General features: G+C 60.7%; 23 protein-coding genes. 11 read left to right on the forward strand and 12 right to left on the reverse strand.

Going from position 1 to position 24,875, the window contains the following annotated elements; all coding sequences use genetic code 11:
• Positions 1-110: 110 nt before the first annotated feature.
• The 3 genes from PGR6_RS24815 (at position 111) to PGR6_RS24825 (ending at position 2,453) form a co-directional block, all read left to right on the forward strand.
• A complete protein-coding gene (locus PGR6_RS24815; RefSeq protein WP_018925805.1) occupies positions 111-1,022 on the forward strand; it encodes a LysR family transcriptional regulator in 912 nt (303 codons plus the stop codon).
• A gap of 130 nt (positions 1,023-1,152) precedes the next feature.
• On the forward strand, positions 1,153-1,593 hold the full coding sequence (gene aroQ, locus PGR6_RS24820) for a type II 3-dehydroquinate dehydratase (RefSeq protein ID WP_007937291.1): 441 nt from the start codon (positions 1,153-1,155) through the stop codon (positions 1,591-1,593).
• A 5-nt stretch (positions 1,594-1,598) separates the two neighbouring features.
• Positions 1,599-2,453, forward strand: a complete 855-nt coding sequence (locus PGR6_RS24825) for a shikimate dehydrogenase (protein WP_064620524.1) — start codon at positions 1,599-1,601, stop codon at positions 2,451-2,453.
• Positions 2,454-2,506: 53 nt separating this feature from the next.
• Here PGR6_RS24825 and PGR6_RS24830 read toward each other — a convergent pair whose 3' ends face one another.
• A complete protein-coding gene (locus tag PGR6_RS24830) occupies positions 2,507-3,184 on the reverse strand; it encodes a TetR/AcrR family transcriptional regulator (protein WP_018925803.1) in 678 nt (225 codons plus the stop codon).
• A gap of 103 nt (positions 3,185-3,287) precedes the next feature.
• Positions 3,288-5,189: a 3-dehydroshikimate dehydratase QuiC gene (gene quiC, locus PGR6_RS24835; protein WP_064620527.1), complete on the reverse strand. Its 1,902-nt coding sequence runs from the start codon at positions 5,187-5,189 to the stop codon at positions 3,288-3,290.
• 490 nt (positions 5,190-5,679) lie between these two features.
• Between quiC and PGR6_RS24840 the strand changes: the two genes are divergently transcribed.
• Both PGR6_RS24840 and PGR6_RS24845 read left to right on the forward strand, forming a co-directional pair.
• Positions 5,680-7,017 carry an MFS transporter gene (locus PGR6_RS24840; RefSeq protein ID WP_018925801.1) on the forward strand — a complete coding sequence of 446 codons (1,338 nt, stop codon included), beginning with the start codon at positions 5,680-5,682 and terminating at the stop codon, positions 7,015-7,017.
• A 97-nt stretch (positions 7,018-7,114) separates the two neighbouring features.
• The gene (locus tag PGR6_RS24845) at positions 7,115-8,737 is read left to right on the forward strand and encodes a methyl-accepting chemotaxis protein (RefSeq protein ID WP_064620530.1); all 1,623 of its coding nucleotides are present in this window, start codon (positions 7,115-7,117) and stop codon (positions 8,735-8,737) included.
• Positions 8,738-8,743: 6 nt separating this feature from the next.
• Here the strand turns inward: PGR6_RS24845 and PGR6_RS24850 are convergent, their stop codons facing one another.
• From PGR6_RS24850 to PGR6_RS24865, 4 genes are all read right to left on the reverse strand, one after another.
• Entirely contained in the window at positions 8,744-9,622 is an 879-nt protein-coding gene (locus PGR6_RS24850) for a DMT family transporter (protein ID WP_064620533.1), read from the reverse strand.
• A gap of 174 nt (positions 9,623-9,796) precedes the next feature.
• Positions 9,797-10,612 (reverse strand): sugar phosphate isomerase/epimerase family protein, encoded by an 816-nt coding sequence (locus PGR6_RS24855; protein WP_064620536.1) that lies wholly within the window; start codon positions 10,610-10,612, stop codon positions 9,797-9,799.
• A gap of 2 nt (positions 10,613-10,614) precedes the next feature.
• Complete coding sequence (locus PGR6_RS24860; protein ID WP_064620539.1) at positions 10,615-11,670, reverse strand: Gfo/Idh/MocA family protein; 1,056 nt, start codon at positions 11,668-11,670, stop codon at positions 10,615-10,617.
• Between the two features lie 145 nt (positions 11,671-11,815).
• Complete coding sequence (locus PGR6_RS24865) at positions 11,816-12,592, reverse strand: IclR family transcriptional regulator (RefSeq protein WP_064620542.1); 777 nt, start codon at positions 12,590-12,592, stop codon at positions 11,816-11,818.
• A gap of 172 nt (positions 12,593-12,764) precedes the next feature.
• Between PGR6_RS24865 and PGR6_RS24870 the strand changes: the two genes are divergently transcribed.
• From PGR6_RS24870 to PGR6_RS24880, 3 genes are all read left to right on the forward strand, one after another.
• Complete coding sequence (locus tag PGR6_RS24870; RefSeq protein ID WP_064620546.1) at positions 12,765-14,477, forward strand: FAD-dependent oxidoreductase; 1,713 nt, start codon at positions 12,765-12,767, stop codon at positions 14,475-14,477.
• 195 nt (positions 14,478-14,672) lie between these two features.
• Positions 14,673-15,566 (forward strand): KPN_02809 family neutral zinc metallopeptidase, encoded by an 894-nt coding sequence (ypfJ, locus tag PGR6_RS24875; RefSeq protein WP_018925794.1) that lies wholly within the window; start codon positions 14,673-14,675, stop codon positions 15,564-15,566.
• Positions 15,566-16,528, forward strand: a complete 963-nt coding sequence (locus tag PGR6_RS24880) for an alpha/beta fold hydrolase (RefSeq protein WP_064620549.1) — start codon at positions 15,566-15,568, stop codon at positions 16,526-16,528. Before ypfJ ends, PGR6_RS24880 begins: the two co-directional genes overlap by 1 nt.
• A 32-nt stretch (positions 16,529-16,560) precedes the next feature.
• Here PGR6_RS24880 and PGR6_RS24885 read toward each other — a convergent pair whose 3' ends face one another.
• The 3 genes from PGR6_RS24885 to PGR6_RS24895 all read right to left on the reverse strand — a co-directional run bounded on the left by PGR6_RS24885 (position 16,561) and on the right by PGR6_RS24895 (position 18,699).
• A complete protein-coding gene (locus PGR6_RS24885; protein WP_028938856.1) occupies positions 16,561-17,154 on the reverse strand; it encodes an HAD family hydrolase in 594 nt (197 codons plus the stop codon).
• Positions 17,151-18,020: an acyl-CoA thioesterase II gene (tesB, locus tag PGR6_RS24890; RefSeq protein ID WP_019650913.1), complete on the reverse strand. Its 870-nt coding sequence runs from the start codon at positions 18,018-18,020 to the stop codon at positions 17,151-17,153. Before tesB ends, PGR6_RS24885 begins: the two co-directional genes overlap by 4 nt.
• A gap of 109 nt (positions 18,021-18,129) precedes the next feature.
• Positions 18,130-18,699, reverse strand: coding sequence for a GNAT family N-acetyltransferase (locus PGR6_RS24895; protein WP_019581317.1), 570 nt, complete (start codon positions 18,697-18,699; stop codon positions 18,130-18,132).
• Positions 18,700-18,789: 90 nt separating this feature from the next.
• Here PGR6_RS24895 and PGR6_RS24900 point away from each other — a divergent pair, with 90 nt between their 5' ends.
• Together PGR6_RS24900 and PGR6_RS24905 are read left to right on the forward strand one after the other, a co-directional pair.
• A complete protein-coding gene (locus PGR6_RS24900) occupies positions 18,790-19,710 on the forward strand; it encodes a histone deacetylase family protein (protein ID WP_018925789.1) in 921 nt (306 codons plus the stop codon).
• Between the two features lie 185 nt (positions 19,711-19,895).
• Positions 19,896-21,137 carry a TIGR03862 family flavoprotein gene (locus tag PGR6_RS24905; RefSeq protein WP_177343116.1) on the forward strand — a complete coding sequence of 414 codons (1,242 nt, stop codon included), beginning with the start codon at positions 19,896-19,898 and terminating at the stop codon, positions 21,135-21,137.
• 36 nt (positions 21,138-21,173) lie between these two features.
• Here PGR6_RS24905 and PGR6_RS24910 read toward each other — a convergent pair whose 3' ends face one another.
• Both PGR6_RS24910 and yedA read right to left on the reverse strand, forming a co-directional pair.
• Positions 21,174-22,508: a DEAD/DEAH box helicase gene (locus PGR6_RS24910; RefSeq protein ID WP_064620555.1), complete on the reverse strand. Its 1,335-nt coding sequence runs from the start codon at positions 22,506-22,508 to the stop codon at positions 21,174-21,176.
• A 65-nt stretch (positions 22,509-22,573) separates the two neighbouring features.
• Positions 22,574-23,506, reverse strand: a complete 933-nt coding sequence (gene yedA, locus PGR6_RS24915) for a drug/metabolite exporter YedA (RefSeq protein ID WP_064620558.1) — start codon at positions 23,504-23,506, stop codon at positions 22,574-22,576.
• 164 nt (positions 23,507-23,670) lie between these two features.
• On the opposite strand from yedA, the gene PGR6_RS24920 reads away from it, so the two are divergent.
• Positions 23,671-24,117: an Lrp/AsnC family transcriptional regulator gene (locus tag PGR6_RS24920; protein WP_018925785.1), complete on the forward strand. Its 447-nt coding sequence runs from the start codon at positions 23,671-23,673 to the stop codon at positions 24,115-24,117.
• Positions 24,118-24,248: 131 nt separating this feature from the next.
• Here PGR6_RS24920 and PGR6_RS24925 read toward each other — a convergent pair whose 3' ends face one another.
• A complete protein-coding gene (locus PGR6_RS24925) occupies positions 24,249-24,860 on the reverse strand; it encodes a 3'-5' exonuclease (protein WP_018925784.1) in 612 nt (203 codons plus the stop codon).
• Positions 24,861-24,875 lie beyond the last annotated feature (15 nt).

Below are 24,875 nucleotides of genomic sequence, written 5' to 3' on the forward strand. Positions count from 1 at the left end.
CCGGTGATGAACTCAACGGCGCTGGTGGTTGAAACGAATCCTGTATTTGTACGCCTGCATTTGATAAATACCACCTCAGGCATCCCATTTGATTCTTGGTGTAATCAATCATGCAGCGACATTTCGACGATCTTCAGCTCGGCAGCATCGAACTGTTTTGCCTGGCCGCCGAAGCGGGCAGCTTTACCGCCGCGGCCCTGGTGGCGGGTGTGACCCCGGCTGCGGTCAGCCGCTCGGTGTCGCGGATGGAAGAACGTCTGGGTGTGCGGCTGTTCGCGCGTACCACCCGCAGCGTCAAGCTGACCGATAGTGGCCGGCGCTATTTTGAGGAGTGTCGCCTGGCCCTTGCGCAACTGGTCGAGGCTCAGCGCGAAGTCATGGGTCAACAGCAGGAACCCTCCGGCACCTTGCGTATCAGCATTCCCACCACCTATGCCCACCACCGCATCCTGCCGCTGCTGCCGGCGTTCCGGGCGCGTTTTCCCGCCGTGAAAGTCGAGGTGCACATCAGCAATCGCAACATCGATTTCGTCGGCGAAGGCTATGACATGGCCATCCGTGTGCGGGCGATTCCCGACTCCGGACTGATTGCCCGGCCACTGGAAGACGCCGCGCTGGTGATGATCGCCAGCCCTGACTATCTGAAGCGTGCCGGCATGCCACAAACCCTGGACGACCTGGCGCACCACGAATGCATCCAGTTCGAGCTACCCAGCAGCGGGCGGCGGATTGCCTGGCTGTTCAACGATAACGGCGTGCCGCTGGAGATTTTGGCCGAAGGTAATTACTGCTGTTCCGATGATGTATTGGGCGGCGTGACGCTGGCGAAACACGGCGCCGGGCTGTTTCAAACCTATCGCTTCATCGTCGAAAACGAACTGGCGGATGGCTCGCTGGTGGAAGTGCTCAAGCCCTATGGCGGGCGCTCCCGCCCCTTCACTTTGCTGTATCCGCAAAGCCGCCATGTGCCGTTGCGGCTCAGGGCGTTTATCGATTTTCTGGTTGAGCGTCTTCCGCGCTGAATGTTCGATCACCGCACAGATAATCCAGGGCCGGCGCCTCTTCAATTGACCTTATTAACCAGTTAGTACAATTTATCTCCACAGGCTGAGACCCTCGGCCAATGCCAACAATAATAAGTGGAGAGACCCGATGTCCCCTATCGTTCTGGTGCTCAACGGCCCGAACCTGAACCTGCTCGGCACCCGTGAACCGGCGACTTATGGCCACGAAACCCTGGCGGATATTTCAGCGCTGTGCGGTCGCGCCGCCGAAGAGTTCGGCCTGAAGGTGGAGTTTCGCCAGACCAACCATGAAGGCGAACTGCTCGACTGGATTCATGCCGCCCGTGGCCGCTGCGCCGGGATCGTCATCAATCCGGCTGCCTGGACCCACACCTCGGTCGCCATTCGCGATGCGCTGGTCGCCAGCGAACTGCCCGTGATCGAAGTGCACCTGTCCAACGTCCATGCCCGCGAACCCTTCCGGCATCACTCCTTTGTCTCGTCCATCGCCACGGCGGTGATGTGCGGTTTCGGCAGCCACGGCTATCGTTTGGCGCTGGAGCATTTCAGCCAACGTTTGAAAGGTTAAGCGTGATGACACAGAACACCGTGGTATTGGCCGGGCTGATCGGCGCCGGCATTCAGGCTTCCCGCACTCCGGCGCTGCACGAGCACGAAGGCGATGCGCAGGGTCTGCGCTACCTGTATCGACTGATCGATCTGGATCAGCTGAAACTCGACAGCGGCGCCCTGCCCGACCTGCTGATGGCCGCCGAGCGGATGAATTTCACCGGGCTGAACATCACCTTCCCGTGCAAGCAGACAATCATCCCGTTGCTCGACGAATTGTCGCCGGAAGCCCGCGGCATTGGCGCGGTGAACACGGTGGTGTTGAAGGACGGGAAACGCATCGGCCACAACACCGATTGCCTGGGCTTCGCCGAAGGGTTTCGTCGCGGCCTGCAGGACGTTGCCCGTGAACGAGTGGTGCAAATGGGCGCCGGTGGCGCAGGCGCAGCGGTGGCCCACGCGTTATTGAGCGAAGGCGTACAACTGCTGAGCATTTTCGATGTGGATCACAGCCGGGCTCAGTCTTTGGCGGACAACCTCAATCAGCATTTCGGTTTTGGCCGCGCCGTGGCCGGTCATGACTTGCCGGGGACGCTGGGTCAGGCTGATGGACTGGCGAATACCACGCCCATGGGCATGAAAAAGCTGCCTGGCATGCCGGTGCCGGTAGAACTACTTCGGCCGCAGTTGTGGGTGGCGGAGATCGTTTACTTCCCGCTGGAAACCGAACTGCTACGCAATGCTCGCGCGCTGGGTTGCCGAACCCTGGACGGCGGCAACATGGCGGTGTTTCAGGCGGTGAAGGCGTTTGAATTATTCAGCGGCGTGGTGCCGGATGCCCAGCGGATGCTGGAGCATTTTCAGAGCATGAATGGTTGAAAAGCTTCGCAGGCAAGCATCGTCCGTAGGAGCGAGGCTTGCCTGCGAAGGCGTCAGGCCTGCAGATACCGCAACACCGACTCGCAGATCATCTCCCGATGACGCTGCTTGATACTTTCGTCCGGCAAGTCGATCTGAAAGATCTCACCAAAGGTATGACGGTTCGACACGCGATAGAAGCAAAACGAACTGATCAGCAGGTGCACATCCAGCGGATCGAGGCCGGCGCGGAATACACCCTCTGCGGCCCCGCGACGCAAAATCTCGCCCAGTGAATCGAGGATGGTGTTGTTCATCGCCTTGATCGCATCGGAGCGCTTCACATACTCAGCGTTGTGAATGTTCTCGATGCAGACGATACGCACGAAATCAACGTTGCGATCATGGTGGTCGAAGGTGAATTCCACCAACCGCCGAATCGCCTCCACCGGCGCCAGCTCGGCCAGGTGCAAGCGACTTTCGGTGCTGCGGATATCTCCGTAGAGTTTTTCCAGCACCTCGACGTAGAGCTGTTCCTTACTGCCGAAGTAGTAATAGATCATGCGTTTGGAGGTGTGGATGCGCTCGGCGATCGCATCGACGCGCGCACCGGAAAGCCCCTGCTGGACGAACTCGACAATGGCCTCTTGAAGGATGTTCTCGCGGGTTTTTTCCGGGTTGTTCTTGCGACTCTTGCGAGGCTCGGCAATTGGCTTTTCGGGCGCTACGGAGAGTTTTGAAATTATTGTCATTGCGGGCTCACGGCCATCACTGCACAAGTAGGCGATTATGGGCCGCTGCGCACAGTGAAGGAAGCCACGCGGCAGCGGTTTTGTACCCGTGTTTACGATTTTCCTACAACTTTGTCTGACGTACGCCACCACTTCGGGATTTGGCCATGGCCGCCAGTCGCACGGCTACGTTGGCCGCGCCGTACCCCGCATAGCCGTTTTTGCGCTGGATGATTTCAAAGAAAAACCGCCCTTCGAACGGCTCGGTGTACACGTGAAACAGCTCGCCACCCTGGGCATCACGGTCGTAGAGCACGTTGAAATACGCTAGCTCGCTGAGGAATTCGTCGTCGAAATCGAAGCGTGCGGCGAGGTCATCGTAGTAGTTGAGCGGGATATCCAGCAGCGGCACGCCCGCCTCCTTGGCACGGCTGACTTCGGCAAAGATGTCATCACAATCGAAAGCGATGTGATGCACGCCGGAACCGCGATAACTCGACAGTGCGTGTGAGATCGCGGTGTTGCGATTCTCGGAAATGTTCAGCGGCAGGCGGATCGAACTGCAACGGCTGCGCAAGGCACGGCTCTTCACCAGACCATACGGGTCGGGCAGCACCACTTCATCGTCGGCTTCGAAATCCAGCAGGCTTTTATAGAACAACACCCAGCTGTCGAGGCTGTCGGCGGGCAGTGCCATGGCCATGTGGTCGATGCGCTTGAGGCCACCGCTGGCCACGGCCGCCGGTTGCAGATTGAAGTCGGTGCCATAGACGTCGGCGTCCTGGTCCACCAGGTAAATCAGACTGCCGTCCGGCGCACGCACGGCGGCGAGTTCCAGCTCATTGGGGCCTACCAGCCCGCGATACGGCTGGCCTTTGTAAGCCACGGCTCGGGCCAACGCACTGGCGCTGTCCTTGACCCGCACGGCGGTGGCGCACAGCGATGGCCCATGGGCCTCGAAAAAACTGTGGGCGAAGGAATAAGGTTCGGAGTTGAGGATCAGGTTGATATCGCCCTGACGCAACAGGCTGACGCTCTTGGAACGGTGTTGCCCAGCCTTGACGAAACCCAGCCGCTCCAGCCAATGGGACAACTTCGCGCCGAGGCTTTCGTCCACGGCGAACTCAAGAAACTCGATGCCGTTGTATTCGCTGGCGCCTGGGGTATCGAACAGAATGTCGCGATTGGCCACAGGCGTGGCTTCCTGCTCCAGACGCTCGCGGGTTTTCTCTTCCAGGTACAGCAACGAACGCAAGCCGTCGGCGGCGTTGGCCCGGGGTGGCGCGGCGCGGAAACCGTCGTTGAAGATCTCCAGCGACAGCGGGCCGGTATAGCCGCTCTTGATGATCGGCGCGAGGAACCCCGGCAGATCGAACTCGCCCTGGCCGGGGAAACAACGGAAATGCCGGCTCCACTCCAGCACGTCCATGGCCAGGATCGGTGCATCGGCCATTTGCACGAAGAAGATCTTGTCACCGGGAATCTCGGCGATCGCCGTCGGGTCGCCCTTGAGCGACAGCGTATGGAAACTGTCCAGCAACACGCCGAGGTTCGGATGATCGGCCTGGCGAACGATGTTCCACACCTGTTGATACGTGTTCACGTGGCGGCCCCAGGCCAGCGCTTCGTAACCGATCCGCAAACCACGAGCGCCGGCCCGTTCGGCGAGCAGGCGCAAGTCGTCGACCAGGATCTGCTCATCGCCGATGGAGTCGGCCGAGGCGTTGCTGCACACCAGCACCAGGTCGGTGCCCAGCTCTTGCATCAAATCGAACTTGCGCTCGGCCCGCTCCAGATTGCGCGGCAGGCGATCGCGGCGGCAACCTTCGAAATCCCGAAAGGGTTGGAACAGTGTGATCGCTATCCCGAGATCAGCGCACATCTGCCTGATTTCCCGAGGGCTGCCGTCGTAGTAGAGAAGGTCGTTCTCGAAAATTTCCACCCCGTCAAAACCGGCGGCGGCGATGGCTTCTAGTTTTTCCGGCAGGGTACCGCTCAAGGAAACGGTGGCAATGGAACGCTGCATGTGTCGACTCCCGGTGGTGGGGACATTCTTGTTGGGCAAATTATTGGCTTGACGAATCCGCACAGCAATTCAAAGTGTACTACCCGGTTAGTTTTGCGGGCGATTATCGAACACAATGGCGGTTGGCGAATTGACGATTTTTCGTCCACTGCGCACCATCGACACCACATTGAGTCCGGTCACGACCCCATGGACTCGGTTACCAAAGACCCTGAACACCACATAAAAATTTCAAAAAACGGGTACACGCTCATGCGCTCATTCAACGCCTTGTTTGCTTGCTCCACCGATCTCACGCCAGACCTGGTGTCCATCCGAACCTTGCGCCCACTCGGCCGAACTGCGCCGCTCGCTGAATAAAACGTTGTCGTCGCCTGACGAAAACACCTCAGCCGATCAATCTCACCCGCGCCCGTCGCCATCGATTGATCACGCGCCCTTGAAGTCCCGACAAGCCTCGCTTGTCAGTCATTGAACGGATGGCACACACATGTTTCCTTCTCAAAGCTCTCGCGTGGCTTCGGCCCAAAGCGTCGCCACTGGCGGCATCGGCGACAAAATCCGCGGCGCCATGGCCGTCGGAAAAACCCGCTGGGGAATGCTGGCGCTGGTATTTTTCGCCACCACCCTGAACTACATCGACCGCGCCGCCCTGGGCGTCATGCAGCCGATCCTGGCCAAGGAACTGAGCTGGACGGCGATGGACTACGCCAACATCAACTTCTGGTTCCAGGTCGGCTACGCCGTCGGTTTCGTGCTGCAAGGCCGGTTGATCGACCGGGTCGGCGTGAAGCGCGTGTTCTTCTTCGCGGTACTGCTCTGGAGCCTGGCCACCGGCGCTCATGGCCTGGCCACTTCGGCGGCGGGCTTCATGGTCTGCCGGTTCATTCTCGGCCTGACTGAAGCCGCCAACTACCCGGCCTGCGTGAAAACCACCCGGTTGTGGTTCCCTGCTGGCGAGCGCGCCGTGGCCACCGGTATTTTCAACGCCGGGACCAACGTCGGTGCGATGTTCACACCGATGCTGCTGCCACTGATTCTTCACGCTTGGGGCTGGCAAGCCGCGTTCCTGTGCATGGCGGCGCTGGGCGGAATCTGGTTGCTGTTCTGGGGCCTGAAGTACTTCAACCCGGAAGATCACCCGAGCGTTAAACAATCGGAACTGGACTACATCCAGAAGGAAGTCGAACCGGAACAATCCCGCGTACCGTTCTCGCGAATCCTGCGCATGCGTGGCACCTGGGCCTTCGCCCTCGCCTACTCGATCACCGCGCCGGTGTTCTGGTTCTACCTGTACTGGCTGCCGCCGTTCCTCAATCAGCAATACAACCTGGGGATCAACGTGACCCAGATGGGTATTCCGCTGATCATTATCTACCTCACGGCTGACTTCGGCAGCGTCGGCGGCGGGATCCTGTCTTCGTTCCTGATCGGTCGCGGGATCAACCCGATCAAGGCCCGACTGATGTCCATGTTCCTGTTCGCCTGCTGCATCATCGGCGTGGTCATGGCCGCCGGTTCGAGCAGCCTGTGGCTCGCGGTGTTCGCCATCTCCCTGGCCATCGGCGCGCACCAGGCCTGGACCGCGAACATCTGGAGCCTGGTGATGGACTACACGCCTAAACACATGATGAGTACGGTGTTCGGCTTCGGCGGCATGTGCGCGGCGATCGGCGGGATGTTCATGACCCAGTTGGTCGGCCACATTCTGACCATCACCAACAACAACTACACCGTGTTGTTCACCATCATTCCGGCGATGTACTTCATCGCGCTGACCTGGATGTACTTCATGGCACCGCGCAAGATTCCGACCGTAAAAGATTGATACACCACAAACGCAGGCCTGATCCCGGGCCTGCGTTTTTTTATGGCCGCGATTTATCCATTTCACCCTTTTTTTCTCACAGCCACAGAGGCACACCATGTCGCCAGGTAACTTGAGCATCGCCAAACGTGCCGTGATCAGCTTCGGCGTCATCGCCCTGCTGGTCCTGTTGCAGGGGCTGTTCGCCCTTAAACAGGTCGCGCAGGTTCGCGCCACCGGCCAGCACACTGAAAACGTCTCCCTGCCCAGCATTCGCCACCTGGGTGAAATCCGCGACTACATCCTGAGTATTCGCGTGCTCAGCCTGCGCATGGCGCTCAACCGTGATCCAAAGGTGCTCGATGCCACCGTCACACGCCTGCACCAAGTGCAGGGTTGGCTTGCAGAGACGCTGGAAAAATTCACTCCGCTGGTCGGTGATTACAACCGGGGGCCGTACGAAAAGTTCGTCGCCACCGTCACCAGCTACCGCCAGGCGCTGGCGCAATACGAAGCGCTGTCGCGGGAGAACCGCAGCGAAGAAATGACCGCGTTGCTCAATGGAAAAATCCAGGACTACTCGACCCAGACCGGTGACCAGTTCGCCGAATTGATGGCGCTTTCCGCCAACGAAGTCAGCCTGTCAGCCAACCAGGCTGACTCGCTCTACAACCAGGTAAAAATCACCGTGATCGGTGCGCTGATAGCGGTCGCACTCCTGACCCTGTGCCTGGCCTGGCTGTTGATTCGCAGCATCGTCCTGCCGATCCGTCAGGCGGTCGACGTGGCCGAGCAAGTGGCCGCCGGTGACCTGAGTCAACCGATCCGCAGCCACGGCGCCGATGAAACCGCACGCTTGCTCAAGGCCCTGTCAGCCATGCAGACCAGCCTGCGGGAAACCCTGCAACTGATCAGCGGCACGTCGACTCAATTGGCGGCCGCCGCCCTGCAGATGAATCAGAGCACTCAACAGGACTCCAGTCGGCTGCAACAGCAACACAATGAAATCGAGCAGGCCGCCACGGCCGTCAACGAAATGACCGTCGCGGTGGAAGAAGTGGCACGCAACGCGGTGTCGACTTCCGACAGCACCAGACAGTCCACACAGCAAGCCAATCAGGGCCAGGCACGGGTGATTGAAACACTGGATTCGATTCAGGCGATGAGCAGCAATGCGGGCATCGCACTGCAACAGGTTCAGACCCTGGCCGAGCAGTCCCGGGAAATCGGCAAGGTGCTGGACGTGATCCGCGCCATCGCCGAACAGACCAACCTGCTCGCGCTCAATGCCGCCATCGAGGCTGCGCGAGCCGGGGAAGCCGGACGTGGTTTCGCGGTGGTGGCCGATGAAGTTCGGGCGCTGGCGCATCGCACTCAGCAATCAACCCGGGAGATCGAACAGATCATTGGCCGGGTTCAGGGCGATACCAACGGTGTGGTGATGTCGATGCACGACAACAGTCAGCGTGTTGCTGATACCTTGTCGATTGCTGAACAGGCCGGGCTGGCGCTGGCAGAAATCACCCGGGCGATGGAGCAGATCCATGAACGTAACCTGGTGATCGCCAGCGCCTCGGAAGAACAGGCGCAGGTGGCCCGTGAGGTGGATCGTAATCTGCTGAACATCCGCGACCTGTCGCTGGAAAGCGCCGACGCCGCAACCCGGACCAGCGCCACCAGCCAGGAGTTGTCGCGACTGGCGGCGGGCCTGCAAAACCTGGTGGTGCGTTTCAAATTTTGACCGGGTTCAGCGGCGGCTTTGTTGCCACGCCGCCGCCAACCCGCTGCAGCAAATCACCGCGATCCCGACCACCGTGGTCAGGGTCGGCGTGTGAGAAAACAGCAACCAGCCGAGCAAACCGGCAAAGACAATCTGGCAATAGCCGAACGGTGCCAGCAGCGCGGGGGCGGCATGGCGGAACGCCTGGGTCAGAAACAGGTGCGCCGTCATCCCGCAGGCGCCCAGTGCAACCATCATCAATCCATGCCCAAGGCTTGGCACTTTCCAGAAAAACGGCACCAACGCACTCATCACCAGGGTGTTGCACAGGCCGGCGAAGAAGTTACTGGTGGTCGGGCTGTCGATTTCACTGAGCTTGCGGGTGAGCAATTGATAGAAGCAGAAAAACAGCGCCGAGCAGAGTGGCAGCAAGACTGCTGGCGTGAACAGATCCCCGCCGGGATGGACGATGATCAATACGCCGACAAATCCGCAAATCACCGCGATCCATTGGCCACGGGTGACCCGCTCACGCAGCAGTGGCACCGACAACGCGGTGACCAGAACCGGAGCGAGAAAGTTGACCGCCGTGGCTTCGGCCAATGGGATGTACTGCAAACCGGTGGTGAAGAACAAACTGGTGCCCAACAGGCACAACGCCCTGAACAACTGCAGCAACGGCCGTTTGGTGCGCAGGACTCGCAACCCCGATTGCGGCAGGAAAATCCCGGCCATCAGCAAGGTGTGAACCACATAACGGGCCCAGACCACCATGACGATCGGATAAAACCCCGATAGATACTTCGACAAGGCGTCGTGACTGGAAAACAGAAAGGTCGCGACAACGATCAGCAGAATCCCTTTGAAGGGTTGGTTTACACCGGAGAGCGGGGTGCTGATGGTCATGCAAAGCCTCTGTAATCAAATCAGAATGTGGCGAGGGAGCTTGCTCCCGCTGGACTGCGCAGCAGTCCCCAAATCAGCAAAGGTGTTCCGTCACTGCATATAACAGGTCGTTGACGACCGCTTCGCTGCCGAACGGGACGGTGCGGCGGTCCGACAAGCTCCCTTGCCACAGGTTCAAAGGCGCGCCAACAATTCCCGAGTCTTATCCAACGCCATCTGCGCCCGCTGCAACCCGCTCACGCCCTGCTCCAGCAACTTCACGGTGGGAATCTCCAGGCTTAACGGGATATCGGCCGGCAAACACTGCAACAACCCCGCCAGATCACAATCACCATCGCCCGGAAAACGCCGCTCGTTACGCGCCTGACGCAAAATCTCCGCCATGTCCGTTGGCCGTGGCCCCGCGACATCGCATAACTGCGTGTACCGTAACCGTGACGGGGCAACTTTGGCCAGATCTTCCAACCGCGAACCCGATCGGTCGAAATGGAACGCGTCCACCAACACCGCGCCGTTTTCACGGTCAGCGTTTTCGACGACGCGCACCGCTTGTTCGAGATTGCGTGCATCGGTCCATGGCATGAACTCCAGATGCGGATGCAGCCCGTAAGGTGCCGCCAGATCACACAGCCGGGCGAAGTTCTCGGTGAGTCGTTGTTCGTCGGGATCGTTACCGGCCACCAGCAATTCACTGGCACCCAATTGCGCCCCGACCGCCAGAATCTTCTCGAAGTCGGCGACGACGGTTTGCGGTTTAAGACGCAGGATTTCAACATCCAGCACACGAATGCCGGTGTCGTGCAGCCGCGCCAGCGTCTCACGCCGTAAACCGACATCGGCTACCAGCGCAAAGTGATGTTCTTCGGCTGTCGCCGGTTCAAGGCGTAGTCCGACATGGCTGTATCCTGCCCGTGCTGCGACTTCGACCATCTCCGGCGGAGACAACTCCAGCACCGTCAGGCTGGCCAGGGAAAAGATTCGCTCACTCATGCTCATCCCTCGATTGACATCGGGGTGCAGGCACGACCGGTTTCGGCGGCCTCGCGAATCGCCTCAACCAGCGCCAGGGTGCGCGCAGCATCGGCCGCGCTCACCAAGGGTTCGACTTCCCGACGCGCCACGCGCACGAAGTGCTGCAACTGCAAACGCAATGCTTCATCGACGCTGAAGCGTTCCTGTTCCGCCAGCAACGGTTGATGCCATCCGCCATCGACGTCGGCGTAGTGCCAGCGCTTGAGCTGCGGAATGCTCAATGCACCGCCCGTCCCGGCCAGCAAGTAACAGGGCTGATCGGCCTGGCGCGGATAGGCCGGATTCTCCCCGGAACCCAGCTCCCAACTCCAGGGCGCCGCCACCGCGTCGGAACCGGTCAGGCTGCCCAGTGCGCCGTTGTCGAATTGCAGCAGCACCGCCGCGCAATCTTCGTTGGCAAATCCGCGCACCGCATTGCTGGTGATTGCCTGCACCTGGCGCACTTCGCCGCACAGATGCCGCAGCAGGTCGAGGTCGTGAATCAGGTTGGTCAACAACATCCCCGCACCGGGCTCGCGGCGCCACGACGTTTCGAAATAGCTGTCGGGTTTGCGCAACTGCCAGAGCGCCGTCACCGTCGTCAGCTGCCCCAAAGCGCCACCCTGCACCAGTTCATGGGCGCGGACGATCAACGGATTATGCCGGCGATGGTGGCCGACCAGCACGGGAACTCCGGTGGCTTTTGACGCGGCCACCAGTTCGCGCGCTTCATCCAGGTGCACACCCACCGGTTTTTCCAGTAGCACCGGCACGCCGGCGGCGAGGCAATCGAGCGCCGTGCTGACGTGGAGCGTGTTCGGGTTGGCGACGATCACCGCGTCTGGCTTCGCCTGCTCCAGCATCTGACGGTGATCCGCGAAATACCCCACGCCCCATTCGCCCGCGAGGCCTGCCGCTTGTGGCCCGGGATCGGCTACCGCACACAACGTCGCTTGCGTCAGGGTTTGCAGATGCCGGTAATGCTGCTGGCCCATGTTGCCGGCACCGATCAGGGCGATGCGAAGGGGCGAAGTCATGCTGCGGTCCTCTTGTGATTATTGTCGGAGGGATGAATTCCAATAATTTAGAACCTGGTTCCAGATTCTTACAGGAGTAACGGCAACTTGTGTTCGAACAACGCACAGATTCGCATAGCCCACATATGGGTTTGTGCGGGCAGAATTAGACGAACAACTCCGAAGCCAGGCTTGCGGCAGACAGCTCTTCAGTGAACTTCAACAACAGCGGCGCCAGTTCATGCAACCGTGCCCCCGGCATCCGCGCGCTTGGCCCGGCAATGCTCAGCACACCGATCACTCGACCATCGCTTGGGTGACGCACCACCGCCGCTATCGCCGAGGTGCCCACGGCCGAACTCTCTTCGACCCAGGCATAGCCCTGCTCTCGCGCCAGACGCAGGCGTTCCAGTAACTCAATGTTGGAGCGCGGCGCGTTAGGCCCCAGGTCTTTCGGCCGTTCGCTCCCCTGACGCTCCACCAGCGACAACGCTTCGGCATCGCTCATGCACGCCAGCCATGCATGGCCCGAAGCGGTATAGAACAAGGGCGCATCACGGCCCATGTCCGGGTCGTAACGCAGGCCCGAGCGAGCGCCCTGAGACTTGGCGATCCAGACCTGGCGCTCGCCTTCAATAACGCCAAGGCGCACCAGCTCGCCGGTTTCCTCGGCCAGGCGATCGAGCACCGGCTGCACGATATCGGCGCCGCTGCTCGACAGGTAACGGAAACCCATCGCCACCAGTTTGGTCGACAGGTGATAGCGCAGGTTCTCCGGATTCTGTCGCACGTAACCCAGCCGAATCAGCTCGGTGAGCAGACGGTGGGTCGCGCTTTTGGGGATGTCCAGTTGCTCCGCCAACGTCTGCATCGGCAGGCCGCGAGGGTCACTGGTGAGGCTTTCCAGCACGCTGAAAACACGTTCGATCTGACTGCCGGCCATGGGGGGTTCCACTCGAAATTTTGCCGATTCTAGAAGACAAACCACGTAATGCGAAATCTGGAACCCGCTGTCCGATAACCGCCCTCTTTACGCAGTGAATGGTTGCCGGGATCAATCAAGCCTTTATATTTTCTGGAATCAAATTCCAAAAACAACCTGGAGCTTTTAAACGATGCCTGCCGACTCTCCCCTCCTTGCGGACATCGAATGCGATGTGCTGATCGTCGGCTCCGGTGCGGCCGGATTGTCCGCAGCTGTAACCGCAGCCTGGCATGGCTTGAAAGTGATCGTGGTCGAGAAAGACCCGGTGTTCGGCGGCGCCACGGCGTGGTCCGGCGGATGGGCCTGGGTGCCGTGCAATCCTCTGGCGCGTCGTGCCGGCATCGTTGAAGACGTCGAGCAACCGCGCACTTACCTGAAGCACGAATTGGGTGAGCGTTACGATCCGGCGATGATCGACGCGTTCCTTGAGGCTGGCCCGCGAATGGTCGCGTTCTTCGAGCAACACACTGCCCTGCAATTCGCCGATGGCAACGCCATCGCCGACATTCATGGCGACACGCCGGGCGCCGGCACCGGCGGACGGTCGGTGATCGCTGCGCCTTATGACGGACGAAAAGTCGGCAAGCTACTGAAGCGCCTTCGTAAAACCATGCGGGAAACTTCGTTCATGGGCATGCCGATCATGGCGGGGGCGGACCTGAGCGCATTTCTCAACCTGACGCGCTCTTTGCCCGCTGCATGGCACGTGACCCGGCGCTTCACCCGGCACTTGTTCGACCTCGTTGTTCATGGTCGGGCGATGCAACTGGTCAACGGCGTGGCGCTGGTTGCGCGGTTGGCAAAGTCCGCCGAAGACCTGGGCGTCTTGCTCTGGGAATCGGCACCGGTGACCGAGTTGCTTCGCGAAGGCGATCAGGTGCAAGGCGCGATCGTCAGTACCGCCAAAGGCAAAATCCGCATCCATGCACGCAAGGCCGTGGTGCTCGCGACCGGAGGTTTCGCCAATGATATCGAGCGGCGCAAGGCGCTGTTCCCCCGCACACCGACCGGCAACGAACACCTGGCGCTGCCGCCTCTCGGCGTCGCCGGTGATGGTTTGCGATTGGGCGAAAGCGCCGGTGCGCGGGTCAACACCGACATGGCATCGCCCGTGGCCTGGGCGCCGGTTTCGCAAGTGCCGCACAGTGACGGCAGCATCGGCCACTTCCCGCACATCATCGAACGCGGCAAACCGGGGATCATCGGTGTGCTGAGCAACGGCCGGCGCTTCGTCAACGAAGCCGACGGCTACTACGACTACGTGACGGCCATGGTCGCCGCCGCACCGCTGGGCGAAGAAGTCGCCTCCTGGCTGATCTGCACTCATGGTTTTCAACGGCGTTATGGCCTGGGAATTTCTCGGCCGTTTCCGGTGCCGCTGTCATCCTTTATCCGCAGCGGTTATCTGAAAACCGGCAACACTGTCGAGGAATTGGCCCTGGCCTGCGGCATCGACCCAAACGGATTGCGCAGCACGGTGGATGAATACAACCGGTGTGCGCGCAACGGCGAAGATCCGTTGTTCGGTCGTGGCTCGACGCCCTACAACCGCAAACAGGGCGATGCGTTGCAGCAACCCAACCCGTGCGTCGCGCCGATTGAACAAGGCCCGTTCTACGCCGTGAAGGTCCAGCCTGGCTGCTTTGGCACCTTCGCCGGGCTCAAGATCAATGAACATGCCCAGGTTCTTGGCGAGTCGGGGCAGGCCATCGCCGGGTTGTATGCAGCGGGCGGCGACATGGCCAGCATCATGGGCGGGCATTATCCCGCCGGCGGTATCAATCTCGGCCCGGCGCTGACCTTCGGCTACATCGCTGCCCGGCATATCGCCGATATAGAGTGAGTTTGATCAGTGATTCTCGAGACAAGCATTCGCCCACTCGGTAAAAACCTGTCGCCCTGAAGGAATTCGCTGGGCTATCCGTGTTCAATACAAGTCTGAAATGTTCCGTGCGCAGTAAAAGACAGACGACCGGACTGGCGCCGCTCTCACTGACCAGCAACACTCATCACCATATTCAAACGAGGACTCACCCCCATGCTATGGAAAAAAGGCCGACGCAGCGACAACGTGGTCGATGCCCGTGGCGATGATGTCGGCGGTGGGGGTGGCGGGATGCGCTTCGGCGGGGGCAAGGGCCTGAGCCTGACGGCGATCCTGTTGATCGTCGGGATCGGCTGGATCACCGGCCAGGACCCGATGCAGATCCTCGGTCAATTGACCGGACAAATGAGCGAGCAATCGGCTCCGGCCACCACCCACACCCGCAAGGCACCGCCGGCCAATGATGAAAACGCCGAATTCGTGCGCTCGATCCTCGGCGACACCGAAGACACCTGGGGCCAGATTTTCCAGCAGGCCGGTCGGCAATATAAAGACCCGACCCTGGTGCTGTTCAGCAATCAGGTGAACTCGGCGTGCGGATTGGCGACATCGGCGACTGGTCCGTTCTATTGCCCGGCAGACCAGAAGGTCTACCTGGACATGGGTTTCTTCCAGGAAATGTCCCAGCGTTTTTCCGCCGCAGGTGATTTCGCCCAGGCCTACGTGATCGCTCACGAAGTCGGACACCACGTGCAGACCTTGCTCGGCGTTTCGGCGAAGATTCAGACCGCCCGGCAGCAGGGCCGGCAAATGGAGGGCGACGGTGGTTTGCTGGTGCGTCAGGAACTGCAGGCTGATTGCCTGGCCGGGGTCTGGGCCAACATTGCGCAGAAGCGCCTGAACTGGCTGGAACCCGGTGACATCGAAGAAGCCTTGAACGCCGCCAACGCCATCGGCGATGACCGCTTGCAGCAGCAAGGTCAGGGCCGCGTGGTACCGGACTCGTTCACTCATGGTACGTCAGCGCAAAGGGTGCGCTGGTTCAAAGCCGGATTTGCACAAGGCCAGGTTGGCCAGTGCGATACCTTTGCCGCGAAGAATCTGTAATGCACAAGTGGTTGTTAGCTCTGTTGATCACCTGCACAAGCGCCCAGGCTGCCGAGCAGGGGGTCAAGGAGATCAGTTCCGGGCGCCTGCTGTTGAGCGCCGGCGAAATCGCGGTGGGCATCGGCCCGACACCGGCGAAGAATATCGAACGAGTGCTGATCATCATTCATGGTCGTTTGCGCAACGCTGAAACCTACCGCCAGAGCGCCGAGCACGCGGCCCAGCAAGCCGGGCAAAGCGATAACACCCTGGTGCTCGCCCCACAGTTTCTCAATGAAACCGACATCGCGAGCCACCCGGTGCCTGACAGCGTTTTACGCTGGCACGGCAATGACTGGATGGCCGGCGGGTTATCCACCGCGCCGTTTACGCTGAGCTCCTACGCGGCGCTCGACGAAATCATCGCTCGCCTGGGGGATCGGCGACAGTTTCCGGACGTGAAGCAAATCGTCATAGCCGGTCACTCGGGCGGCGCTCAGGTGGTTCAGCGTTACGCCATGTTGAGCCACCCTCAGCCAGCCCTCGACACAGCAGGGGTGAAGGTGCGTTATGTGATCGCCAATCCTTCGTCGTATGCCTATTTCAATGAGCAACGGCCAGTGGCGTTCAGTCACGCGGGGTGTCCGAACTTCAATCGCTGGAAGTATGGGCTGGCGGACTTGCCCGCCTATGCCAATGGGCAAACGCCTGCGCAGCTGGAAGAAAACTACGTCAAACGTGACGTCGTTTATCTACTCGGGCAGCAGGACATCGACCCGAATCACCCGGCGCTGGATAAAAGTTGCGAGGCCAAAGCCCAGGGCGCTTCTCGTTTGATTCGCGGGCGCAATTATTTCAATTATCTGAAACGGCGCCATCTTCAAGGGTTGAGTCAGCAGCTGATCGAAGTGCCCGGGGTCGGGCACAATGGGGACGGGATGTTTACCTCGCCCGAGGGGCAGAAGGCGTTGTTCGGGCAGTGAGTTTTGGGGCGTCTGATCGGACGCCCAATCTCTCAAGCCGAAAGCAGCTGCCGCAATTCCACGCAATCGCGCGCATGCCAATCAGTCAATTCCGGCCACGGATTATCCGGCAGGTTCACCAACACCGTCCGCGTCCCCGCCGCCCGGCCGCAATCCAGGTCGAAGCGGTAATCACCGACCATCACCATTTCACTCGCCGGCACCTTCCAGGCCTCGGCCAGTTTCAGTAAACCACCGGGATGCGGTTTGGGCGGCGCTTCATCGCGGCCCAATACATCCTCCACCGCAAAGCAATCGGCCAGGCCAATCGCCTCCAGCGTGACATGGGCCAGCTCACGGGCATTGCGCGTGAGAATGCCCAGGCGATAACCACGCCCGGCCAACTCACGCACCAGTTCCACCGCGCCCGGAGCCGGTTTCGAACCCAGTGCCAGATCCCGCTCGTGTTCCAGCAGCCACGCATGTTTGGCCGCCGCTTCTTCGGCCGGCAGCCCAGCGAGGTGAGTGAGGATGTCGTGTTCTGCAGGAATCGCCAATGCCACGCGAATCGCCGCGAAGTCATGCACGGCCACGGTCAGGGTGCCGTCCATGTCGAACACCCAGTGCCGCACCTCGGCCAGGCTCATGCCCAATCCTTGCGATGACGAATCAGGCCTTCCTGAGTGACCGAAGCCACCAGTTGCCCGGCACGGTTGAACACGCTGCCACGGGAGAATCCACGCGAGTTACCGGCCCACGGGCTGTCCATGGCGTACAGCAACCAGTCATCGGCGCGCAGGTCGGCGTGGAACCACAACGCATGATCAAGGCTGGCGACCTGCATGTCTTTCTGCCAGACCGATTTGCCATGGGGCAGCATCGAGGTGGTCAACAGGCCGAAGTCCGACGCATAGGCCAGCAGGTATTTGTGCAGCGCTGGAGTGTCAGCCAACGCACCATCGGCGCGGAACCAGACGTATTTGACCGGATCGGCAGGCTGCGGGTTGTAGGGATCTTTTTCGGTCACCGGCCGGAATTCGATCGGTTTCGGGCACAGCAGTTTTTCGCGCATGTGCTCCGGGATCAGGTGTGCGCGCTGCTGAGTGAGTTCCAGCTCCGACGGCAGGTTCTCCGGGCCGACCACTTGCGGCATTTGGCTCTGATGCTGGAAGCCCTCTTCGTCGTACTGGAACGAGGCGCTGCAGGTGAAAATCGGGTTGCCCTTCTGGATCGCCGTCACCCGGCGCGTGCTGAAACTGCCGCCATCGCGCACCCGATCGACCTGATACACCACCGGCAACTTCGCATCGCCCGGACGCAGGAAGTAACCGTGCATCGAGTGCACATGGCGTGTCTCTTCGACTGTCTGACTGGCCGCCGACAGGGACTGGCCGAGCACCTGGCCGCCGAACAACTGACGGAAACCCAGGTCCTGGCTGCGGCCACGGAACAGGTTTTCTTCAATCGGTTCCAGGGTCAGCAGGTCTACCAGATCTTCCAACACTTGGCTCATTCAGACTCTCCTCACACAGAGCAATAATGCCGCGCAGTCTTGGCTGCGGCGGTCGATTCAGTTTATGGCCCGGTTCAACATGAGGGCCATTGTAAACGTCCGTGCCTGCTTATCCATGCAAGGTTTGCAGCCATTGCTCACGGGTGATGCGGTACAACACGTGCGGGCGCAGCGGATGATCCTCTGCAAGCCGCGGGTGCTCGAAGTCATCGGCGGGGGCATGGTGCATGCCGATCGCCTGCATGACTTTTTGCGAAGGCAGGTTGGTTTCGGTGGTGAACGCCACGACCTCTTGCAGCGCCAAGCGATCAAACCCGCAACGCAGAGCGGTCCAAGCCGCCTCGCTGGCATAACCCAGGCCCCAGTGCTCGCGCGCCAGGCGCCAGCCGATTTCGATGGCTGGCGTGAACGGTGCGTCAAAGCCGACCACACTCAGCCCGGTAAACCCGATGAACGCTCCGGTGTCCTTGCGCTCCAGTGCCCAGAGGCCGAAGCCATACTCGGCAAAATGCCCGCGAACCCGCCCTATCAGCGAGGCACTTTCCAGCCGACTCAAGGGCGCCGGAAAATAACGCATCACCTGTGGATCGGCGCACATCGCCGCAAACGCCGGCAAATCCTCATCGCGCCACTGCCGTAATGACAGTCGTGCGCTTTCGAGTTCCAGTATCGGCTCCATCGTGCCCCTCCCCTCGGTTTCCATGCCGCAAGTCTACATCGCTGGTAGGATCGTTCACTCATTCCTACATGCTTCCCCGATAAATCAGCCATGCCCCTGCCCCTGATCTACCACGAAGACTACAGTCCCGAGTTCCCGGCGGATCACCGCTTCCCCATGGACAAGTTTCGCCTGCTGCGCGATCACCTGGTGGACAGTGGCCTGACCCGCGACGCCGATCTGCTGCGCCCGGACCTGTGCCCGGCGGATATTCTCGCCCTCGCTCATGACCCTGCGTACATCGAACGCTACATGGGTGGCGAGTTGTCCCGCGAAGACCAGCGGCGCCTCGGCCTGCCCTGGAGCGAAGCACTGGCCCGGCGCACCGTGCGGGCGGTCGGCGGTTCGCTGCTGGCGGCCGAACAGGCGCTGGAACATGGCTTGGCTTGTCACCTGGCCGGCGGCACGCACCACGCGCATTACGATCACCCTGCCGGGTTCTGCATCTTCAATGACCTGGCGGTGATCAGCCATTACCTGCTGGAAAGTGGCCGGGTGAATCGGGTGTTGATCTTCGATTGCGATGTGCATCAGGGCGACGGGACTGCACGAATCCTGCACAACACCCCGGAAGCGGTGACCGTTTCCCTACACTGCGAAAAGAATTTTCCTGCACGCAAAGCCGAAAGCGACTGGGACATCCCGTTGCCGATGGGCATGGGCGACGCCGATTACCTGAAGGTGGTGGACGATGCGCTCAACTATTTGCTGCCGCTCTATCAACCGGATCTGGTGCTGTACGACGCCGGTGTCGATGTGCACAAGGACGACGCCCTGGGTTATCTGAAGCTGACCGACGAAGGCGTCGCCGCTCGTGATGAAAGCGTGATGCGCCATTGCCTGGGCCGGGATATTCCGGTGGTCGGCGTGATCGGCGGCGGCTACAGCAAGGACCGCAAGGCCCTGGCGCGCCGTCATGGCATCCTCCATCACAGCGCCCAACGGGTGTGGCAGTCATCAGGTTGTCATTGATGTGTGAGTCTTTACCCACAATGCCTGTGGAACCGCCTGTGGATAACCTGAGTGAAAGGGCCGGCAGCCCATGCGGGGTATAGGTTACAGAGCGGTGGTTGTTTTTTAACCAGCCCTCGAATCCTCCCACAGGGAGCAGGGCTGGTAGAATGCGCGGCTTATTCCGCCACGCCGCAGCTCTCGCCATGACCCAGCCCTCCACTTCCCTCCCCCCTCACGTCGCCATCATCGGCGGCGGCCCCGCCGGCTTGATGGCGGCTGAAGTGTTGAGCCAGGCCGGGATCAAGGTCGATCTGTACGACGGCATGCCTTCAGTGGGGCGAAAATTCCTGCTCGCCGGGGTCGGCGGCATGAACATCACCCACTCCGAGGCCTACCCGGCATTTCTCTCACGCTATGCCGAACGGGCGCCGCAGATCGCCCCGCTGTTACGCTCGTTCGGCGCCGAAGCCTTGTGCCAATGGATTCATGACCTGGGCATCGAAACTTTTGTCGGCAGCTCCGGCCGGGTGTTTCCCACCGACATGAAAGCCGCGCCCCTGTTGCGTGCCTGGCTCAAACGCCTGCGCGATGCGGGCGTAGTTATCCACACCCGCCATCGCTGGCTCGGTTGGGATAACAACGGTGATTTGCTAATCGACAGCCCCGAAGGCGAAAAAACCGTTCACGCGGATGCGAGCCTGCTGGCACTCGGCGGCGGCAGCTGGTCGCGTCTCGGCTCGGACGGTGCCTGGATGCTGCCGCTGGAACAGCGCGGTGTAGGGCTGGCGCCATTGCAACCGAGCAATTGCGGCTTCGAGGTGCAGGCCTGGAGCGAATTGATGGTCAGCAAATTCGCCGGCAGCCCGCTGAAAAACATCGCCATCGGCCTCAATGACGACGTACCGCGACTCGGCGAGTGTGTGATCACTGCCACGGGAATTGAGGGCAGTTTGATCTACGCCCTGTCGGCAGCGATCCGCGAAGCGATCAATCAACATGGCTCGGCAACCGTTCACCTCGATCTGTTGCCGGGCAAGCCTGTGGATAAAATCCAGGCGGCGCTGAGCAAACCGCGCGGCTCACGCTCCATGGCCAAACACCTGCACAGTCAGCTTGGGCTAGATGGCGTGAAAGCAGCATTGTTGCGGGAATTGACACCGGCTGACTGTTTTGCCGATCCGGCCCTGCTGGCCAAAGCAATCAAGGCATTGCCGCTGACGCTGGTGAAAACCCGGCCATTGGACGAAGCCATCAGCAGTGCCGGTGGCGTGATGTTCGAGGCGATGGATGAACGTTTGATGCTCAAGCAACTACCCGGCGTGTTCTGCGCAGGGGAAATGCTCGATTGGGAAGCGCCGACCGGCGGCTATCTACTGACCGCGTGTTTCGCCAGTGGGCGAGCGGCGGGGTTGGGGATGGTGGAGTGGTTGAAGCACCGACACTGATCGTTCCCACACTGCGTGGGAACGATCTTCAGAGGATCAAGGCTTACGCTTACGCGGCCCGGTATTGAACACCGGCACTTTACGCACCGGCTTGATCGAAGGCTCCGGCGTCGACGCCTCACCGCTCTCGACCCATTTACCCAGGTTGCGCTTGCCGCCACCAGAGGTTTTGGGCTTCTTCGGTTTTTTCGGCTTCTTGATCACCTGACCGCTGGCATCGGTATCCGGCACGCGGTGTTCAGGTTCGAAGTCCGGCTCCATCTGGCGAGTCAACGTCTGACGGGTCAGCATCTCGATGGCTGACAGTTGATTCACTTCATCAGCGCAGACCAGCGAAATAGCCTGCCCGGTTGCGCCCGCACGGCCGGTACGACCGATGCGGTGGATGTAGTCTTCTGCCACGATCGGCAGGTCAAAGTTGACCACCAATGGCAAATCTTCGATATCCAGGCCACGGGCAGCCACGTCGGTGGCCACGAGGATCTGCACTTCGCTGGCCTTGAAGCGATCCAGCGCCCGCTGGCGAGTTGCCTGGGGTTTGTCGCCGTGGATGCCGTCGGCATTGACGCCCAGGCCCTGGAGTTTTTCCACCAACGCGTCTACGCCGTTACGGGTCTTGGCGAACACCAGCACCTGCTTCCACTTGCCCTTGCGCATCAAGTGAATGAACAGCTCCGGCTTGCGCTTTTTGTCCACCGTCACCACCCATTGCTTGACGGTGTTGGCGGCCACGTTACGCGGGCTGACTTCGATGCTCAGCGGGTCGTTGAGCATTTGCCCGGCCAGCATGCGGATCGCATCGGAGAAGGTCGCGGAGAACAGCAGCGTCTGACGTCTCGAAGGCAGGGCTTTATAGATATTCCCCAGCTCCTCGGAAAAGCCCAGATCGAGCATGCGATCGGCTTCGTCCAGCACCAGGGTTTGCAGCTGGTTGAACTTGAGCGCGTTCTGACGGAACAGGTCGAGCAAACGGCCCGGGGTCGCCACCAACAGGTCGACGCCTTTGCGCAGTTTCATCATTTGCGGGTTGATGCTGACGCCGCCGTACACCGCGTAGGTGCTCAACGGCAGGTTCTCGGCATACTGGCGCACGGCTTCGTGAACCTGTTCGGCCAGTTCGCGGGTCGGCACCAGAATCAGCGCGCGCACGGAGTTGGCGCTGACTTTCGGCCCTTCCATGGCCAGCAATTGCAGCAGCGGCAAGGCGAAACCGGCGGTTTTGCCGGTGCCGGTCTGGGCCGCGGCCATCAGGTCGCGACCGGCCAGCACCGCCGGAATCGCTTGCGCCTGAACCGGCGTCGGGGTCTGGTAGCCGAGCGTCTCGAGGGCGCGCAGCAAGGGTTCGATCAGGCCAAGGGTGGCGAAAGTCATGGGAGTACCGTAGGAAAATTCAGCGCGATTGTGCGAAACAAGTGTGCAATGGCGCGCAGTTTACCCTAATTCGCGCGGGATTCTGTCGGCACCGCTACGGCAGGGGCAGGCCGATCTGTGCCACGGCGCCACTGTGGCAACCCGATCAACACCACCGCACTGATGATCACCGCCATCGCCAGCGCTTCTTCGATACCGATGGTCTCGCCGACAAACACGATCCCCAGCAACACCGCCACCGCCGGGTTGACGTAGGCATAGCTGGTGGCCGCTGCCGGCCGCACGTGTTTCAACAGGTACATGTAGGCGTTGAAGGCGATGATCGAACCGAAGAGGGTCAGGTACGCCAGCGCCGCCCAACCTTCGATCGGCGGCAGACTTTCCAGACGCTCGCCACTCACCGCGCTGCCGATCAGCAACACCACGCCACCCACCAGCATCTCCACAGCACTGGCCATCGCGCCCTGAGGCAACGGCAAATGTTTGCTCCACACCGAGCCGAAGGCCCAGGACGCCGCCGCGAACACCAGCAACGCCGCGCCCAACGGGCTCGACTGCAGGTTGGAACCGAGGTTGAGCATGGCAATACCGATCAGCCCAAGCACAATCCCGGCCCATTCGAGACGGGTATTACGCGCGCCCCAGAAATATCCGCACAACAAGGTAAACAGCGGCACCGTCGCCACCGCCAACGCGGCCACGCCAGAGGCCACGCCCGTGTGTTCGGCGACGCTCACCGCACCGTTACCGCACGTCAGCAGCAAAATCCCGATGATCCCCGCCGCTTTCCACTGTGCCCAGGTCGGCGCCGGCGCCCCGCGCCAGCGCAGGTACGCGTACATCAACGTCCCGGCGAGCACGAAGCGGATACCGGCGAGCAGCAACGGCGGCCAGTACTGCACGCCAATGCGAATCACCAGGTAGGTCGACCCCCAAATCACGTACAACGCGAAAAAAGCAGCGATCAGCGGTAAGGAAAAACGGCGTAGACCAGACATGGGCAGCTCGATGAACAAGACAAGGAGAGCCGCTATTCTAGAAAGGCCAACAGCGGAAAATAAGCTACAAAACCTGTTTATAGCGCCGGTACACTTTTCAAAACACGGAGTTCGACGCTATAAACCGTGCTTTCGAAAGTCAGTCATTTTTCAGGTAGGCCACGATGGACAAATACGACCGCATGCTCCTCAGCGCCCTGTTGGAAAACGGTCGTGCGTCCTACGCCGATCTGGCGCGCAAGGTGAACCTGTCCGCTCCGGCGGTGGCCGAACGCGTTGCCAAACTTGAAGCTTGCGGGGTGATCACTGGTTACCAGGCGAAAGTCGACCTGTCCAAAATCGGCCTGCCGATCCAGTGCGTCATCGAACTGCGCCTGAACCAGCACGGTAATCAGAAAACCTACGACGAACTGATCAAAATCCCACAGCTCACCGAATGCCATCGCGTCACCGGCGACCCCTGCGTGATCATGCAAGCGGCGGTGGGCTCGATGCCGGAGCTGGAAGAGTTGATCAACCGGATCGCCACGTTCGGGTTCAGCAAGACCTCGATTGTGTTATCGAGCGCCATCGAAAAACGCGTGCCGTTGGGTCAACTGGAGGGGAAATAGTGAGGCGACTGACGCCTTCGCGGGCAAGCCTCGCTCCTACGGTTTTTGAGGCGACCCCAATGTCGGGGCGCCCATAAATCCGTAGGAGCGAGGCTTGCCCGCGAAGAGGCCAGTAGAAACACTACAAGACCTTAAAACCCGCGATACCGCTTCAAATGCTCATTGATCTTCGCCGCCGGCACTTTCTGCAGGCTGCACAGCAGATCATGGGACAACTCGCGCAACCCGTGCTTTTGCCGCAACTCTTGCGCCAGATGCGCGGTCAGGTTGGCGGCCATTTCCGCATCGGCCATGGCCCGGTGAGCCTTGCCGGTATTGGGCAGGCTGGCGAAGGTGGTGAGGGTGCCGAGTTTGTGGTTCGGCGCAGCGGGCATCAGGCGGCGGGCGAGTAACAGCGAGCAGGCAAAGTTCTGCAAGCGTGTACGTTTGATTCGCCCAAGCTCGTAGTCCCAGAACTTCTGGTCGAACGCAGCGTTGTGCGCCAGCAGCGGCGTGATGCCGACGAATTCGTTGACCTCGTTCATCACCTGCTCGGCCGAGGGTGCGGTGCGCAGCATGGCGTTGCTGATGCCGGTCAGTTGTTCGATGAACGCCGGCACCCGCACGCCGGCATTCATCAGGCTTTGGTAACGCTCGACGATGCGCCCCTGTTCAAGAATCACCACGGCAATTTCCGTGGCCCGGCAGCTGCTGCTCGGGGAGATCCCGGTGGTTTCAAAGTCGATGACTGCTATGCGTTCCAAACCTGTTTCAACTCC

Origin of the sequence: Pseudomonas sp. GR 6-02 (assembly GCF_001655615.1) — a bacterium.
In the GTDB taxonomy this organism is placed as follows: domain Bacteria; phylum Pseudomonadota; class Gammaproteobacteria; order Pseudomonadales; family Pseudomonadaceae; genus Aquipseudomonas.

Coding starts and splice junctions, on each gene's coding strand:
- PGR6_RS24815 (WP_018925805.1), top strand. CDS start 111: ATGCAGCGACATTTCGACGATCTTCAGCTCGGCAGCATCGAACTGTTT.
- aroQ (WP_007937291.1), top strand. CDS start 1,153: ATGTCCCCTATCGTTCTGGTGCTCAACGGCCCGAACCTGAACCTGCTC.
- PGR6_RS24825 (WP_064620524.1), top strand. CDS start 1,599: ATGACACAGAACACCGTGGTATTGGCCGGGCTGATCGGCGCCGGCATT.
- PGR6_RS24830 (WP_018925803.1), bottom strand. CDS start 3,184: ATGACAATAATTTCAAAACTCTCCGTAGCGCCCGAAAAGCCAATTGCC.
- quiC (WP_064620527.1), bottom strand. CDS start 5,189: ATGCAGCGTTCCATTGCCACCGTTTCCTTGAGCGGTACCCTGCCGGAA.
- PGR6_RS24840 (WP_018925801.1), top strand. CDS start 5,680: ATGTTTCCTTCTCAAAGCTCTCGCGTGGCTTCGGCCCAAAGCGTCGCC.
- PGR6_RS24845 (WP_064620530.1), top strand. CDS start 7,115: ATGTCGCCAGGTAACTTGAGCATCGCCAAACGTGCCGTGATCAGCTTC.
- PGR6_RS24850 (WP_064620533.1), bottom strand. CDS start 9,622: ATGACCATCAGCACCCCGCTCTCCGGTGTAAACCAACCCTTCAAAGGG.
- PGR6_RS24855 (WP_064620536.1), bottom strand. CDS start 10,612: ATGAGTGAGCGAATCTTTTCCCTGGCCAGCCTGACGGTGCTGGAGTTG.
- PGR6_RS24860 (WP_064620539.1), bottom strand. CDS start 11,670: ATGACTTCGCCCCTTCGCATCGCCCTGATCGGTGCCGGCAACATGGGC.
- PGR6_RS24865 (WP_064620542.1), bottom strand. CDS start 12,592: ATGGCCGGCAGTCAGATCGAACGTGTTTTCAGCGTGCTGGAAAGCCTC.
- PGR6_RS24870 (WP_064620546.1), top strand. CDS start 12,765: ATGCCTGCCGACTCTCCCCTCCTTGCGGACATCGAATGCGATGTGCTG.
- ypfJ (WP_018925794.1), top strand. CDS start 14,673: ATGCTATGGAAAAAAGGCCGACGCAGCGACAACGTGGTCGATGCCCGT.
- PGR6_RS24880 (WP_064620549.1), top strand. CDS start 15,566: ATGCACAAGTGGTTGTTAGCTCTGTTGATCACCTGCACAAGCGCCCAG.
- PGR6_RS24885 (WP_028938856.1), bottom strand. CDS start 17,154: ATGAGCCTGGCCGAGGTGCGGCACTGGGTGTTCGACATGGACGGCACC.
- tesB (WP_019650913.1), bottom strand. CDS start 18,020: ATGAGCCAAGTGTTGGAAGATCTGGTAGACCTGCTGACCCTGGAACCG.
- PGR6_RS24895 (WP_019581317.1), bottom strand. CDS start 18,699: ATGGAGCCGATACTGGAACTCGAAAGCGCACGACTGTCATTACGGCAG.
- PGR6_RS24900 (WP_018925789.1), top strand. CDS start 18,790: ATGCCCCTGCCCCTGATCTACCACGAAGACTACAGTCCCGAGTTCCCG.
- PGR6_RS24905 (WP_177343116.1), top strand. CDS start 19,896: ATGACCCAGCCCTCCACTTCCCTCCCCCCTCACGTCGCCATCATCGGC.
- PGR6_RS24910 (WP_064620555.1), bottom strand. CDS start 22,508: ATGACTTTCGCCACCCTTGGCCTGATCGAACCCTTGCTGCGCGCCCTC.
- yedA (WP_064620558.1), bottom strand. CDS start 23,506: ATGTCTGGTCTACGCCGTTTTTCCTTACCGCTGATCGCTGCTTTTTTC.
- PGR6_RS24920 (WP_018925785.1), top strand. CDS start 23,671: ATGGACAAATACGACCGCATGCTCCTCAGCGCCCTGTTGGAAAACGGT.